Origin of the sequence: Cutibacterium granulosum (genome assembly GCF_900186975.1) — a bacterium.
Taxonomy (GTDB): Bacteria; Actinomycetota; Actinomycetes; order Propionibacteriales; family Propionibacteriaceae; genus Cutibacterium; species Cutibacterium granulosum.
In genome coordinates, this window is sequence record NZ_LT906441.1 from 1145148 (window position 1) to 1160345 (window position 15198).

The 15198-nt window shown below is 64.1% G+C and carries 15 protein-coding genes; 9 read left to right on the plus strand and 6 right to left on the minus strand.

What is annotated here, in order from left to right; translation table 11 throughout:
* Nucleotides 1-16 precede the first annotated feature (16 nt).
* Together CKV91_RS04805 and glnA are read right to left on the minus strand one after the other, a co-directional pair.
* Entirely contained in the window at nt 17-856 is an 840-nt protein-coding gene (locus CKV91_RS04805) for a Nif3-like dinuclear metal center hexameric protein (RefSeq protein ID WP_065860923.1), read from the minus strand.
* A gap of 12 nt (nt 857-868) precedes the next feature.
* The gene (glnA, locus tag CKV91_RS04810; protein WP_021104487.1) at nt 869-2290 is read right to left on the minus strand and encodes a type I glutamate--ammonia ligase; all 1422 of its coding nucleotides are present in this window, start codon (nt 2288-2290) and stop codon (nt 869-871) included.
* A gap of 137 nt (nt 2291-2427) precedes the next feature.
* Between glnA and CKV91_RS04815 the strand changes: the two genes are divergently transcribed.
* Both CKV91_RS04815 and CKV91_RS04820 read left to right on the plus strand, forming a co-directional pair.
* Nucleotides 2428-3609 carry a glycosyltransferase gene (locus CKV91_RS04815; protein WP_065860924.1) on the plus strand — a complete coding sequence of 394 codons (1182 nt, stop codon included), beginning with the start codon at nt 2428-2430 and terminating at the stop codon, nt 3607-3609.
* Between the two features lie 146 nt (nt 3610-3755).
* Complete coding sequence (locus tag CKV91_RS04820) at nt 3756-4400, plus strand: DedA family protein (RefSeq protein WP_021104485.1); 645 nt, start codon at nt 3756-3758, stop codon at nt 4398-4400.
* Between the two features lie 139 nt (nt 4401-4539).
* On the opposite strand, the gene CKV91_RS04825 is transcribed toward CKV91_RS04820, so the two are convergent.
* Nucleotides 4540-5928 carry a PTS transporter subunit EIIC gene (locus CKV91_RS04825; protein WP_021104484.1) on the minus strand — a complete coding sequence of 463 codons (1389 nt, stop codon included), beginning with the start codon at nt 5926-5928 and terminating at the stop codon, nt 4540-4542.
* 314 nt (nt 5929-6242) lie between these two features.
* Between CKV91_RS04825 and CKV91_RS04830 the strand changes: the two genes are divergently transcribed.
* From CKV91_RS04830 to CKV91_RS04845, 4 genes are all read left to right on the plus strand, one after another.
* Nucleotides 6243-6974, plus strand: coding sequence for a GntR family transcriptional regulator (locus tag CKV91_RS04830; RefSeq protein ID WP_021104483.1), 732 nt, complete (start codon nt 6243-6245; stop codon nt 6972-6974).
* Entirely contained in the window at nt 6971-7210 is a 240-nt protein-coding gene (locus tag CKV91_RS04835) for a PTS transporter subunit EIIB (protein ID WP_021104482.1), read from the plus strand. The genes CKV91_RS04830 and CKV91_RS04835 overlap by 4 nt, the downstream gene beginning before the upstream one ends.
* 154 nt (nt 7211-7364) lie before the next feature.
* A complete protein-coding gene (locus CKV91_RS04840) occupies nt 7365-7598 on the plus strand; it encodes a glucose PTS transporter subunit EIIB (RefSeq protein WP_021104481.1) in 234 nt (77 codons plus the stop codon).
* Nucleotides 7591-8040 carry a PTS sugar transporter subunit IIA gene (locus CKV91_RS04845; RefSeq protein WP_095140973.1) on the plus strand — a complete coding sequence of 150 codons (450 nt, stop codon included), beginning with the start codon at nt 7591-7593 and terminating at the stop codon, nt 8038-8040. The genes CKV91_RS04840 and CKV91_RS04845 overlap by 8 nt, the downstream gene beginning before the upstream one ends.
* 1 nt (nt 8041) lies before the next feature.
* On the opposite strand, the gene CKV91_RS04850 is transcribed toward CKV91_RS04845, so the two are convergent.
* Both CKV91_RS04850 and CKV91_RS04855 read right to left on the minus strand, forming a co-directional pair.
* Entirely contained in the window at nt 8042-9880 is a 1839-nt protein-coding gene (locus CKV91_RS04850; RefSeq protein ID WP_065860934.1) for an ABC-F family ATP-binding cassette domain-containing protein, read from the minus strand.
* Nucleotides 9881-9884: 4 nt separating this feature from the next.
* The gene (locus tag CKV91_RS04855) at nt 9885-10652 is read right to left on the minus strand and encodes a DUF4191 domain-containing protein (RefSeq protein WP_065860925.1); all 768 of its coding nucleotides are present in this window, start codon (nt 10650-10652) and stop codon (nt 9885-9887) included.
* A gap of 442 nt (nt 10653-11094) precedes the next feature.
* Between CKV91_RS04855 and CKV91_RS04860 the strand changes: the two genes are divergently transcribed.
* The 3 genes from CKV91_RS04860 (at nt 11095) to CKV91_RS04870 (ending at nt 13691) form a co-directional block, all read left to right on the plus strand.
* A complete protein-coding gene (locus tag CKV91_RS04860; RefSeq protein ID WP_021104477.1) occupies nt 11095-12408 on the plus strand; it encodes a hypothetical protein in 1314 nt (437 codons plus the stop codon).
* A 77-nt stretch (nt 12409-12485) separates the two neighbouring features.
* Nucleotides 12486-13058, plus strand: coding sequence for a hypothetical protein (locus CKV91_RS04865; protein ID WP_095141081.1), 573 nt, complete (start codon nt 12486-12488; stop codon nt 13056-13058).
* A gap of 3 nt (nt 13059-13061) precedes the next feature.
* The gene (locus CKV91_RS04870; protein WP_036978264.1) at nt 13062-13691 is read left to right on the plus strand and encodes a hypothetical protein; all 630 of its coding nucleotides are present in this window, start codon (nt 13062-13064) and stop codon (nt 13689-13691) included.
* A gap of 433 nt (nt 13692-14124) precedes the next feature.
* On the opposite strand, the gene lipA is transcribed toward CKV91_RS04870, so the two are convergent.
* Complete coding sequence (lipA, locus tag CKV91_RS04875; protein WP_065860927.1) at nt 14125-15117, minus strand: lipoyl synthase; 993 nt, start codon at nt 15115-15117, stop codon at nt 14125-14127.
* Nucleotides 15118-15198 lie beyond the last annotated feature (81 nt).

Here is a 15198-nt window from a genome sequence, read left to right on the forward strand (position 1 = left end):
CTGGGGTCAGGTATCCTCAGCCCTGCTCTGGCGGCCGCACCCCGACGGTCCACGGATCGGTGCGGATGGACAGCACCGTCGTCTCGTACCCCTCCTGCTCCAGGCGACGGGCCAGGTCGGCACACCACGGCGACTCACTGGCCCAGTGGGCGACGTCCACCAGGGCTGGCCCACCGTGGCGCAGGTGCTCATCGGCGGGATGATGACGCAGATCTCCGGTGAGGTAGACGTCGGCGCCACTGCGGCGTGCTGCCGCCAGCAGGGAGTCTCCGGCGCCGGAACACATTGCGACCGTGCGCACCACCTGTTCCGGGTGGCCGGCGGCCCGCACACCCCACACGGTGCGTGGCAGTCGCTCGGCGACGTGCTCGGTGAACTGCGCCAGGGTCATTGGTTCGGGCAGGGTTCCCACCCGTCCGATGCCCTGCATGTGCACTGGCCCGGCCCACTCGTCGTCGACGGGGTGGTCGGCTGGGTGCAGCGGACCGTCCACCCGCACCTCGAGCAGCCGTGCCAGGACGTCGTTCACCCCGCCGACGGCGGCATCGGCATTGGTGTGGGCCGCCATGAGCGCCACACCGGCACGAATGAGTCGATGTACCAGCCGCCCCTTCGGGGTGTCGGCCGACACCGTCGTCACTCCCCGCATCAGCAGGGGATGATGGACGAGCAGCATCTGCGCTCCCGAGTCGATGGCAGCCGCGACGACCTCATCGGTGGCTTCCAGGGCGGTGGCCACCCGGTGGACCTCGTCGGCGGGATCGCCACAGACCAGTCCCGGTGCATCCCAACTCTCGGCGAGCTGGGGAGGAAACCAGTGGTCCATGAGGGTACGGACGTCGTCAACGGTGCGCATGGTGATCGTGGATCAGATGTCGTAGTAGAGGTCGAACTCGTAGGGGTGCGGACGCTGCTGCAACTCGGCAAGGTCCTCACGCTTGATGCGTACCCACGTGTCGATGAGGTCGGAGGAGAAGACGTCACCGGCCTCGAGGTACTCGTGATCGGCCTCCAGGGCCTGCAGTGCGCCCTCCAGGGTGGTCGGCACCTGCTCCAGTTCCTCGTGCTCCTCGGCAGGCAGCTCGTAGATGTCCTTGTCGATCGGCTCGTGCGGCTCGATCTTGTTCTGGATGCCGTCGATACCGGCCATGAGGATCGCTGCGAAGGCCATGTACGGGTTGGCCGAGGGATCCGGGCAGCGGAACTCGACGCGCTTGGCCTTGGGGTTGGGTCCGGTGATCGGGATGCGCATGCACGCCGAACGGTTGCGCTGGGAGTAGACGAGATTCACCGGAGCCTCGAAACCGGGCACCAGACGGTGGTACGAGTTGGCCGACGGGTTGGTGAGGGCCACCAGCGACGGGGCGTGCTTGAGGATGCCGCCGATGTAGTAGCGGGCGAGGTCGGAGAGCTGGGCGTAACCGTTCTCGTCGAAGAACAGAGGCTCGCCGTCCTTCCACAGCGAGGAGTGCACGTGCATGCCCGATCCGTTGTCCCCGAAGATCGGCTTGGGCATGAAGGTGGCCGTCTTGCCGTTGTTCCAGGCGACGTTCTTGACGATGTACTTGAACTGCATCACCTCGTCGGCTGCCTTGACCAGCGTGTTGAACCGCCAGTTGATCTCGGCCTGGCCGCCGGTGCCGACCTCGCTGTGGGCACGCTCCACCTTGAGACCGACACGCTCCATGAGGCTGACCATCTCGTCGCGCAGGTCCCCGAAGTGGTCGGTGGGGGCGACGGGGAAGTAGCCACCCTTGTACTTCACCTTGTAACCGCGGTTGCCGCCCTCCTCGACGCGGCCGGTGTTCCAGGCCCCGGCCTCGGAGTCGATGGAGTAGTAGGACTCATTGGCGCGGGTGTCGAACCGGATGTCGTCGAAGACGTAGAACTCGGCCTCGGAGGCGAAGAAGGCGGTGTCGGCGATGCCGGTGGAGGCAAGGTAGTTCTGGGCACGCTCGGCGATGTTGCGCGGGTCGCGGTTGTAGGGCTCGCGGGTGATGGGATCGTGCACGTTGAAGTTGAGGATGAGCGTCTTGTGCTCGCGGAACGGGTCGATCCAGGCGGTGCTCGGGTCGGGCAGCAGGTCCATGTCCGACTCATGGATCTGCTTGAACCCGCGGATGGACGAGCCGTCGAAGGCCAGGCCCTTCTCGTAGGTGTCCTTGTCGAACTCGCGGGCAGGCACCGTGAAGTGCTGCATGACACCGATGAGGTCACAGAAGCGGCAGTCGATCATTTCGACTCCCTCGTTCTTCACATAGGCTAGGAGCTCGTCGGCATTCTGGAACATCTGTCCTCCATCAACGTGTGGTGATGCTTCACACCGTAGCCGGTCACGGTTGCTCTGGCATCACCGGCATGTTTCGGCTGTGTTACAGACGGTCCTCGCGTTGTGCTAGGAAGGTTCCCGATCCGAGGAGGCGAGTCATGCGGGTACTGGTGCTCTCCCGCGGCGTTCCGTGTGCGTCGAGTCCCCTGCGGGGGGTCTTCGAGCTGGACCAGGCCAAGGCACTGGCCACTGCTGGCCACGACGTCCTGGTGGGCTACGTGGATGGCCGCTCGGCTCGTCGAGTACGGCGGTTCGGGTGGTCACATCGCACCATCGACGGGATCGAGACGCTGGGGCTCGACCTGCCGCTCGGGGCAGTCAGTCCCGAGCTGGACCATCAGGCCTACCGACGTGCCACGGGCCTGCTCCATCGTCGTGTCGTCAAGCTCTGGGGAAGCCCAGACGTCATCCATGCCCACTTCAGCAGGCATGCCGCTGCAGTGGCCCGAGCTGGTGTCGACGACGTGCCCCTGGTGTACACCGAACACTTCTCCGGACTGTCCCTCGACGGTGCCGACAGGCGCACCGAGGAGGACGTACGCCGTGCCGTCCGGCGAGCCGATGCCGTCCTTGCCGTGTCGCGCCCACTCAAGGACATCATGGACACCCGGTACGGAGCCACGTGCCGCGTGGTCCCCAATGTCATCGACGTCGACCTCTTCGCGCCGCCCCAGCAGGACGCGGATGAGGCGATTTCGCCCCTGTCAGACTCTGGGAAGGGATCAGGTTCACGAGCTGATGCCCATCTGGTGGCAGCTGGGCAACTCGTTGAACGCAAGGGGATGAAACCTCTCATCGAGGTGGTGGGGGAGCTTGCCGCCACACGCCCGGGACTCACGCTGAGCGTCATCGGTGACGGGCCGCAGCGGCCGGAGCTGGAGCGTCTTGCAGCCCGGATCAATGCGGAGCACCCCGGCACGATCATGATGGAGGGGCTGCTCTCCCGCTCCCAGATCGCCGAGCGCTTCGCCCGAGCCGACGGTTTCGCCCTGGCGTCGCAGTGGGAGACCTTCGGGGTCGTCTACGTGGAGGCCATGGCTGCCGGACTGCCGATCCTTGCCACCCCGTGTGGTGGCCCGTCGGATTTTCTCACCCCCGACGTCGGCATGGTCACCCGGAGTGGTTCCAAGGACGACCTGCGCGCCGGGCTGGGCGAATTTCTCGATTCCCTGGGCAGCTGGGATCCAGCACACATTCGGCAACGTGCCGTGGATCGCTTCTCCCCGGCAGCGGTGGCAGCCGAACTCACCAAGGTCTACGAGGACGTCGTCCCGCGATGACGTCCGTGCCGTGGCTGTGGTGAACCGTCAGAGGGACGTGGCGACATCCTGACAAGACCATGGGATGGCCCGTTGCGGGAAACTGGCGTGGGTGCCGTCCGGGCATGCCGATTGGACCAAGGCATGTGTTGTGAGACCATGGGGCGATGAACTTCACCCACTGGGTTGATGCGATCAACGAGTACGTGGCCGCCAACGCGTCTCATCCGATCGTCACCGTCGTCATGTGGGCTCTCAGTGTCATCGACGGCATCTTTCCCGTCGTTCCCAGCGAATCCGTCGTCGTGGCCCTGGCGGCGATAGGTCAGCCCCCGTGGTGGATCCTCATTCCGGTGGCAGCCTTCGGCGCATTCTGTGGTGACAATCTTGCCTACTGGATAGGTCGCTGGCTCGGCAGGACGAAACTGCTCACCGGCGGTGAGCGTCGCCGCAAGATGGTGACATGGGCAACCCGGCAGCTGCGGGTCCGCGGACCCCTGGTGATCCTCGTGGCCAGATACATTCCCGGTGGACGGGTCATCGTCAATGCCATGGCAGGGGCGACGCATTACTCCTACCGGGTGTTCGTCCCCATCGACGTCCTCGCCTCCATCCTGTGGGCCTCCTACGCGACTGCCATTGGAGCAGGGGTGTCAAGTGCCATCGGCGACAACCATCTGCTCGCGGCAACGATTGGGATCGTGGGGGCGATCATCATCGGTGCAGGGCTCGATCAGCTCATCAGGCGTCTGTTCCCGTCCTCGGACAAGGATCCCGAGGACGAGGAAGCAGACTCGGCTGACGTGCAGTGACGTCGTGCCGTACGAGTGGCCAGACGGCATTCAACACCAGAGGGCAGACGCCTACCACCGCTTCAGCACTGAGACGTCAGACAGCAGCCGGGAAAGGGGGAATGACGTTCGGCCCGATGGACAGCGCCGAACGTGAGTGTCACACCCTGCCTTCGTCCTTGGCGGCCTTCTTGCCGGTGGAGGCCTCGGCGGCGACCTGTGCCTCGTCGAAGACGCTGGCTGCTGCGGCACTCTCACCGTCCTCCTCGCGGCCCGGGGTGTGCAGCTGCCACCGGGTGATGGCGAATCGGAAGACGAAGTAGTAGATCACCCCATAGGCCAGGCCTATGACCAGCAGGAGGAGAACCTTGCCGGGGCCGCCGGAGAGCTGCGCGGCCCGCCCGAAGTTGATGATGTAGTCGGTGAGACCTGCGGAGAATCCGAAGCCATCCTTGATGCCCAGTGCGTTCACCAGTGCCAAGGAGGTGCCGGTGAGAATGGCATGCACCAGGTACAGCGGGAAGGCGACGTAGGCGAAGGCGTACTCAAGAGGCTCGGTGATCCCGGTGAGGAATGCGGTGAGGGCCACCGAGAACATCACGCCACCAGTGACCTTCTTCTTCTCAGGTTTGGCGGTGTGGTAGATCGCCAGGGCAGCACCGGGTAGGGCGAACATCATGATCGGGAAGAATCCGGTCATGAAGGATCCGGTCCAGGAGTTCGTCTCGACAGTGCCGTTGAAGAAGCAGGTGATGTCACCGTGCAGGGTCTCGCCGGCTGCGTTGACACAATTGCCCAGCTGGAACCACGGCAGTGAGTTGAGCAGGTGGTGCAGTCCGAACGGGATGAGCAGACGATTGATGGCGCCGAAGACGAATCCGGTGCCCGGGTTGGAGCCGTGGCTCATGATGAAGCCACCGACCTGCTTGTTGAACAGCCAGTCGAAGGCCGGGTACACGAGTGCCATGACGACGCCTGCCACGATTGACGCCGCGGCGGTGACGATCGGCACGAACCGGCGTCCGCCGAAGAATGCCAGGTAGGTGGGCAATTTCTTGCGGCGGTGACGCTCGTACTTCTTGGCGGCGATGATGCCGATGACGATGCCACCGAGCACACCGTAATTGATGACCCCGGTGTCCTTGGCGAAGTACGGCGCCAGGGCGCCCAGCACACCACCCTGTGTGGTCTTGGACGTGCCTGCTCCAGTGAACACGAGGTAGCCGATGAGGGCGGCAAGGGCCGTTGACCCGTCTGCCTTCTTGGCGTAGCCGACGGCCACCCCCAGGGCGAAGATGAGTGGCAGGTTGTCGAAGATGGCCCCACCAGCGGCGGCGAGGACGTCAGCGACCGGCTGCATCCAGTGGACGTGCCTGGACAGGCCGTCCGCGCCCAGGACGTCGGCAGCACCGAATCGCAGCAGCAGGGCCGCGACGGGCAGGGACGCGATGGGCAACATCAGCGAACGACCGATGCGTTGGAGCTGGGAGAAGCCGGGGATGGTTCTCCGGTGTTTTCCCCCGGTGCTGGATGCGGCTCGTGCCGTCATGTGTCCTCCACGATGAGTAAGGATTGCGCGACTGCCCCCGTCATTGGGGCTCCAGTCGGAATCAGGTATCGGCGTGACCATACTGGTATGGACCACTTTGGTAGAAGTACAAACCACTTGCGTAGTCCGTGTCAAGGTGGCTGTCGCAAATCGCTCACAGTCGGCCGATCCGTTGCGGGCATGCGCTCCTGGCCTTGGTGGCAGACCCGCGTGAAGCCACTTGACCGACTGTCGACGGGTCCGGCGAGATCACTAGGATCCCTTGGAACGAGGTCATGCATCGTGGGCGCAGTCGATGAGTCATAATTCTCGCCATGAAGTATGTCGCTGTTCGCGATCATCTTGCCGACCTCATCGACACCCAACTCAGCGTGGGGGATGCCATTCCCAGTGAGCGCGACCTTGCCGATCAGTTCGGGGTGTCGCGCATGACGGTGCGACGTGCCATCGACTCATTGGTTGCCGACGCAGTACTGGCGCGTCGGCAGGGCAGCGGCACCTACGTCGCCCAGCCCAAGATGGACGTCCAGGCTCGGATGACCTCGTTCACCGAGGAGATGCGTCAGCGGGGGATGATCCCCGGGTCGCGTCTCATTCGCGCCGAGCAGTTGCTGGCGACCCCGGACGTCGCCGCATGGCTCGGCATCTCCATCCACGATCGAGTTCACTTCGTCCACCGGGTTCGGCTGGCCGACGGCGTGCCGATGGCGGTGGAGAAAACCTGGGTGGCAGTGGACTCGGCCCCCACACTCATTTCACACGGGGTCCCCGAGAGCATGTACCAGGCCCTGGCCGATGCTGGCATGGTGCCGACTTGGGGTGAGGACACCATCGAGTCCGCCACTGCCGACGAGACGATCGCGAGTCTGTTGCACGTCCCGACAGGTGCCCCATTGCTGGCGATCGCCAGGCGCACCTACGCCAATGACCGAGCAGTGTCGTACTCCCGGTCGTGGTATCGCGGCGACCGTTACAAGCTGTGGGTCCCGATCTCCAGTCCGGGACGAACCTTCTACCCACCTCGTCGACAAGGAGGAGCGCGATGACAAGACCCGAGCAGGTCCTTGCTGCCATCGGTGGCATGGACAATGTCATCTCCATTGAGCCGTGCGTGACCCGTCTGCGCTGCCAGTTGCGCGAGCCCGATCAGGTTGATCGAGCTGCCCTGCGTGATCTGGGGGTGCACGGCGTCACCGTCCAGGGGGACAGCGTACAGATCATCGTCGGTCCCGATGCAGATCTGTTGGCCAGTGACATCGACGATCTGTGGGGCGGGCAATAGGCATCGGGCGCACTCGGATGCCACGGTCTTGACAGAAATTGGTTGGTCGTATTTAGTACGTACTGCTGTACCACTTGGGTTCAGTGGGACGCGATCACTTCAGCGTCCGAGCCGCCAATGAGGGCGGTTCACGATGTCTTGGCAAGGAGTAGTCATGAGCAAGGCGGAACAGATCCTGCGGGCCCTCGGGGGAGATGACAACATCAACGACCTGGAGGCGTGCATCACTCGGCTCCGCGTCGAGGTCGAGGACGAGGAACTGGTTGACGAGGAGGGCCTCAAGGCTGCTGGTGCCTTCGGAGTCGTCATTCAGGCAACGAGCGTCCAGGTTGTGGTTGGCCCGGAGGCCGACACCTTGGCTGAGGACATCGAGGATCTGCGTGACTGAGATCACCTCGCCGATGCCCGGCGTCGTTCACCTACTGTCGGATGTCCCGGATCCCGTGTTCGCCCAAGGTGTCGTTGGCCCCGGGCTGGCACTGGAACCGATCGGCGCGGGCGGCCAGGATGTCGTCGCACCGATCCCTGGGCGGATTGCGAAGCTGCATCCGCATGCGTTCGTCATTGCCTCCGACGACGTGACGGTGCTCGTCCATCTGGGCATCGACACCGTTCAGCTCAATGGTGCAGGATTCGTCATGCATGCCGCCGAGGGGGATGAGGTGCGCGCAGGTGACGTCCTCATCACCTGGCAGCCGGATGAGGTGCGCTCAGGTGGTCGCTCGGCGATCTGTCCGGTAGTCGTCCTCGACAACTCGGCCGAGGACCTCACCACACTGGTTGAACCCGAAAACATGGTGAGCCCGGGTGACGCACTTCTGGAGGTGTGACTCACTCGATCTGCTGGGCAGCTTCGAGCCATGCAGTCTCCAACTCGTCGAGTCCTGCCTGCACCTCATTGGCCTGCCCCTGCAGGTCGGTGAGTTTCTCGTAGTCCGTGGCTGCCTCGGCCATCTGCTGGTACAAGTCGTCCAAGGCTGCCTTCGCCTTGTCCATCTTGCCCTCGTAGCGTGCCATGTCCTTCTGGATCTGACGCAACTGCGCCGCACTGACCTGCGGTGTGTCGTCCGCAGTCCCATTCCTGCCGGGATCGTCTGGTCCGGATTCCCGCGGGCCGTGCTCGGCAGCACCGGCTCGTTCCGACTTGGACGGTCCGGCATCACGACGACGCCGATGCTCGAGGTACTGGTCGATCCCGCCGGGCAGCAGGACGCACGAACCGTCGCCCATGAGCGCATAGGTGACGTCACACACCCGTTCCAGGAAGTACCTGTCGTGGGAGACGACGAGCAGCGTGCCCGGCCACTGGTCAAGGTAGTCCTCGACCACGCGCAGGGTGTCGATGTCCAGATCATTGGTCGGCTCGTCCAAGAGCAGCACATTGGGCTCCTCGATGAGCAGCCGCAGCAGCTGCAGGCGGCGCCGCTCCCCACCGGAGAGCTCACCCACCCTGGTGACCAGTCGTTGCCCGCTGAACCCGAACTCCTCGAGAAGATTGGCAGCGGTGGCCTCCCGTCCGGTCTCCAGGCGAGTCTCCTCCTTGAGTCGCTTCACCGAGTCCAGCACCCGTTCGTCGCCGTCGAGCTCGTGCACCTCCTGGGTGAGGTGAGCCATCCGCAGGGTCTTGCCGTGCTTGACGCGTCCACTGGTCGGTTCGATCCGACGGTCCAGCAGGTTGAGCAGGGTGGACTTCCCGGCCCCGTTCACCCCAATGAGCCCGATACGTTCCCCCGGCCCGATCGACCAGGTGAGGTGATCGAGCAGGGTACGTCCGTCGGGCAGGGTGAGGGTGACGTCCTTGAGATCCAGGACGTCCTTGCCCAGCCGACTGGCGGAGAAGCGGGCCAGGGAGAGTTTGTCACGCGGCTCGGGGACGTCGGCGATGAGCGCGTTGGCGGCCTCGATGCGGAACTTCGGTTTGGACGTGCGAGCCGGGGCGCCGCGGCGCAGCCAGGCGAGCTCCTTGCGCGCCAGGTTCTGACGGCGTGCCTCGTTGGCCGCTGCCTGACGTTCCCGCTCCACCCGGGCCAGGGTGTACGCCGAGTAGCCGCCGTCGTAGGCGTTCACCGTGGCGTCGTGCACCTCCCAGATGTGGGTGCACACCTCGTCGAGGAACCACCTGTCGTGGGAGACGACGAGCATGGCCGTGCCCCGCTGCTGCAGGGTGCGCAGGTGTTGGGCCAGCCACGAGACGGCCTCGACGTCCAGATGGTTGGTGGGCTCGTCGAGCACGAGCAGGTCGTGGTTGCCCAGCATGAGTGCGACGAGGGCTGCGCGTCGTCGCTCCCCGCCCGAGAGGTTCGCCGTCTGCGCGTCCAGATCGATGTCGGCCAGCATCTGCTCGACGATCGGGCGGGCCAGGGGATCGGACGCCCACACATGGTCGGGTTCACCGTCCAGGACGAGATCACGCACGCTCTGGCCGGGGACGATCTGCTCGGCCTGGGCGAGCACCCCGATGGACGTCGACCTGGTCTGTGTCACCTTCCCCTCGTCGGGCAGGATGCTTCCGGTGAGTAGTCCCAGCAGGGTCGACTTGCCGTCGCCGTTGCGACCGACCACACCGATGACGTCGCCCTGTGCCAGTCCCAGGGAGAGGTCGTCGAGGACGATCCGGGTACCGTACGCCTTGCTGAGGTGCTCGGCATTGACGATGTTCGAGGCAGCCACGGGATCAGCGGCCACGCATCGCGGCGCGGGCACCCTTCATCGAGGTCGGCATCGGCCCCTTGGGCACGGGGACTCGTGGCCGCATGGCGTCCAGGGCCTTGAGGCGTGAGTTGACGTCGTCCACCTGGGTGGCGCTCAGCGCCTTGGGAAGTTTCTTGATGTGCTTGCCCAAGTCCTCGAGCTGCACCTGGTTCTTGCCCTCCCCGACGTAGATCTGGGTGACGGGGGTGCCGTAGGCCACCTGCTCGTGGCGCCTGGTCTCGGTGTTCATGAGCGGACGCAGTTGGGACATCCGTCCTTCGCCGACCAGCACGATCCCGGCAGGTCCGACGACGCGATGCACCATGTCCTGCTGCCGGGTGAAGGCCACCGCCATGTCGACGGTCCACTTCTTCTTGTCGAGCAGCGACAGGGCCACCTCGGAGGATCCAGCCTGTCCCTTGTAACGCAGGAAGAGCGCCTTCTTGGCACGCCACTGGAAGGCCCACATGCCCAGCGAGAACCCGACGAGCACGCCCAGGACGATCCACAGCCACAGCGGTGGGACGAATAGGCCGATGACGAGGAACACGACGATGCCCAGCACGAAGCCACCCAAGGTCCACCAGATCACCGACGGATCGACCTGACGGGTGAGCTTGAAACTCTCCTTCAGCTGCTTCATCGTCCCCCAATCCTTGGGATTGGACGACTCCTTGCGGCGCTGCTTCTCGGCCTTGGCCTGTGCCTTCTGCTTGGCTGCGAGTTCCTTGGCGGCCTGGCTCTTGGGCATGGTGGGCGGCTCCCGATTCTCGACGTGTTCGCTGCTCGACGTGGTCGTGGACGGTCTGGTGGGCAGACAGTCGCGTGGCGATTGTACCCCGTTCGGCGTGTAGCAAGGGCCTACCGCGCTATGAGGCCAGTGCACGCCAGCCGGTTCGGTGGAGACGTTGGCCCCCGATGTCAAGGGATCGTGTCAGGTAATTCCAGATGGTGCTGTTCGGAAATGAGGTGGGGATGATTCTCTGGTTGTCACGGTGCTGAATCGGGCTGCTGAAAGTCATGCTGCCGGGGATCTGCGCATGGTTGACAGCATTGGTGGTGGCTACCTAGTATTTTTACCGAGCAGGCGTGACGGGCTGATGAGCTTTTCCAGAAAGTGTGGTTGTTCTTCTTCTCGTCATGCCCTCAGTGCAAGGTGTCCTCGTCGCCCATCTCGTCTCAGAAGGTCACTCATGAAGAAGCTCACACGATCCCGACGTCACACGACTCTCATGGCCGTAGGGGTTACCACCAGTCTCATTGCTGCGGCTGGAGCCCTTGCCCCTGCCGCGCAGGCTGACGTTCCCCCGATGCCCCAGGGGTATCCCATCGCGCATCTGTACGAAAAGTGCTCGGCCGAGCAGGCACATGCCGATGGCTACCCGGAATGGCACTACGGTGAGACCGGTCGTCGTTACCTCAGTGACGGAACGATCCAGTTCACCAACCGCACCAAGCAGAAGGTTCCCTACACTGCGACGGTGGAGACGGGGGTCAACCACAAGATCGAGGCCAACTCGGCTGCCGCCCTGCCTTCGGGATGGAACACCACTGCCAAGTCTGACATCGGCATCAAGCTCTCCAACGGCTGGATCGAGGGTGAGACCTTCGGGCCGTTCGATCTGGAGTCCGGTGAGTCGATCCGTGTCGAGTACGGAACTGTTGAGAAGGAATTCATCTCGATGTTCCTCACCTGTGATGGTGGGCACATCGTCAACGAGCGCAGCGCCAACGTCATCCGCGGCAGGGGGCCTGCCGAGCGGTACGCCTTCGTCTACAAGATCAAGGCGGACGGCAGCATCTCCGACCAGGCCATGAAGATTCCGTCCCGCACTGCAGGTGCCAACTCCCGTCCCATGAAGGAGTCCGAGCGGTTCAACAGTTGGGTCGGTCCCAGCCTGGAGAAGGTCGCCGACGACCATGAGGCCCCCTCGATCCCTCCCGCCACCAAACCGCAGCACGATCCGTCCTGGCCGACGAAGGGGCAGTCCTGCAAGCCGCGGGGGGTGCTGCACTGGTACCCCGATGACGTCAAGCAGGTGTCCGAGCCGATCCGCAAGGCTGGTTACTCCACCCAGTTCCGCAACTGGTCCAAGGCAGACTATGTGTTCAAACCGGTGACGGATTTCGTCGTCGGAGCCGAGTACAACGGCACCACCTTCTGGATGGACAATGGCGGTCGCCTTCCACAGGGCTGGCTGCAGTCGGCCGGTGCCGCGCAGCGCGCGTACATGCCAGTGGGCACCCCTCTCAAACCGGTCAACCTCAAGCCGGGGGAGAAGGTCACCGTCAACTACGGAACCACGGTGGCACCGCTGCAGTACAGCGAGATCAGCTGCGGCAAGGATGGCACCTACAGCCGAGTGAAGAATCAGCCGCTTGCCAGCGCTCCGGTGGGTTTCTGGGCAGAGGCCGTCATCACCGCCTCGGATGGATCGACTCGTAAGGTTGACGTCACACCGGACAATTACCGGAAACTTCCTGTTCCGACCCAATCTGATTTCTGATTCGTTACCAATAATTCATCAAGTCGTTACTTTCTTGGCTTGTATTCCGATTTCAAACCTGGAGGAAAACCATGAAGATTCTGTCCACCGCATTGTCGACCGCCGTGGTTGGTGCCCTTGCCACCACTGCTTTCATTGCCACCCCGGCCAGCGCCGCCCACCCGAGGAAGACCCAGCCGGCCAACCCCACCACCATCGGTGCTTCCTGCTCCACCCCCGGTGAGACCGGCCAGACCGTCAAGGTGGTGCGCACCTACTTCGACGGCTCCGCTGGCACATGGACCGTCTCGAACTACAATGACGAGCCCATTCCGGTGACTCGTAGCGTCACCGAGACCAAGACCCGCGACTGGAACGTCTCGGTCGGCGTCGACTTCCCACTGCTCGACGTGATCCACATCAGCATCTCGGCCTCCTACTCCAGCTCCCAGTCCTTCCAGGTCGGCGAGACCATCGGGCCCTACAACCTGGCTCCGGGCAAGACCGCTGTGCTGCAGGCCGGCTGGCTCGTCTCCGACTTCGAGGGTGAGCACACGGTGTGTGGCGCCGATCACACCTGGCAGGGCAAGGGCGACCACTTCACCGCCACTCTGCCCAAGGAGCGTCACGTGGCCATCAGCACTCGTGACAACGACCAGCTGGGGGCCTGAGGCATGACCGTCCTCGGGAGAGCTGGAGTCCGAGTCGTGACGGCTCTGGCAGCAGCCACGACATGCATGGTGCCGTTCGCCGCCAGCCCAGCACAGGCTGCGGACACCGACGCGGCACCTGGTGAGGACGCCATCCACTTCGAGCTGCCCCAACGCTGGAATGACGACTACAAGCCGGGTACGGCATGCTCGACCCCTGGTGACACCGGTGCCTACGTGACGGCCCGGGACAGATGGTTCAAGCAGACCGATGCGGCAAGCGTCGCCAACCACGACAGTGTCGACGTGCCCGTCACCCAGACGGTCACCCAGACCCGGGAACAGGCCTTCAAGGTGTCCGCCAAGGTCAAGGGCGAGGGTGAACTCGCCAAGATCATGACGAACACCTTCGGGTTCACCTATGTGCACGAGGTGCACTGGAAACTCAACCAGAAGGTGGGGCCCTACACCCTGCCCGCAGGTCAACAAGGTCGTCTGGCTTGGGGATTCATCATTCTGGAGGCCGAGGGACAGAACGTCCGCTGCACCCCAGACCTGGTGTGGAAGCAGTCCGGCAAGCCGTACCACATCTCCGCACCGGAGACGAAGTACGCCGAGCTGCAGATCGACCAGGCACCGCACTACAACAACTGAACACGACCGTGGTGAGTCGTTGCTGGCTCGTCACGGCATGCACTGATGTGGCGGTGGGCTGTGCCCGCCGCCACTCGCATTCACTCACGACAATGCTGCACGTGGCCGGACGAGCGGTTGGCAGGCATTGGTGTGGAGAAGGTCGTGACAGCTGACGAGCGAGTAGCTGCCGCACGTGGTCAGCAGGAATTGTCAGCTCGGCAGTGCTTCACGCGGTGAGGTGACGCAGTTCGGGGTGCTTCATGAGGTGACACAGCTGGGGCTCTGGTGATGGGGCATCGTCAGCGAAACCGGGCCACAGTGGACTGCCAGCTCGGTCGGAGTAGTGACATGTGTCGCTCCAGTGTGAGGGGATCTGGCGACATGCGCTGCGGGGCTCGACGCGGCGTCCCACCCCACAGCGCATGCCGTCACGAACGTGTGCGATCCTGGCTCAGTCTTTCTCGGCGAACGGGGCTGGAGCCGTGCCGTTCCGGTAGCCGGTGACGATGGTGACGGGCTTCTCCCCACGAGCAGCCATGGCTTGACGGTACAGCCGCCCGGCGCGGTACGAGGAGCGCACCAAGGGTCCGCTCATGACTCCGGCGAATCCCAGTTCCTCAGCCTCCTCGGCCAACTCATCGAATTCCTGGGGCGTCACCCAGCGGTCGATGGGGTGCTGGAGTTTGGAGGGGCGCAGGTACTGGGTGATGGTGAGCAGGTCGGTGTGGGCCGTGCGCAGATCGGCCATCGCCTCCGAGACCTCCTCGCGCGTCTCACCCATTCCCAGGATGAGGTTGGACTTGGTGATGAGTCCGGCGTCATGGGCCCGGTTCAGCGCCTCGAGGGAGCGTTCGTACCGGAATCCGGGGCGAATACGCTTGAACAGCCGCGGGACCGTCTCCAGATTGTGTCCGAACACCTCGGGTCCGGCCGCGAAGACGACGTCCAGCAGCTCCGGCTTGCCGGAGAAGTCCTGGGCCAGCATCTCCACACCGACCTCGGGGTTGGTGTCGTGAATCTGTCGGATCGTCTCGGCGCACAGCCAAGCTCCCTCGTCGGGCAGGTCGTCACGGCACACGCTGGTGACGGTGGCGTATCGCAGTCCCATCTGGGCGACGGACTGGGCAACTCGCCGTGGTTCATCGGCGTCGTAGCCCTCGGGTTTGGCGGAGTTGATCTGGCAGAAGTCGCAGCGTCGAGTGCACTTGTCGCCACCGATGAGGAAGGTGGCCTCGCGATCCTCCCAACACTCGAAGACGTTCGGGCATCCGGCCTCCTGACACACCGTGTGGAGCTCGGCGTTGACCATGCGATTGCGCATGTCCCGGTACTCGGGGCCCATCGTGGCGGTGGTGCGGATCCATCGTGGCTTGTTCTCGATCGGGGTCTGGGAATTCTTGACCTCGACGCGCAGCAATTTGCGTCCGTCAGCTTCGACACTCACGCGGGCGAGTCTATCCTCACCAGCCCGCCCACCCCAGATGTCGCGCACAGTTCGCCGATCTGCGGAATGCGTGTCGCGACG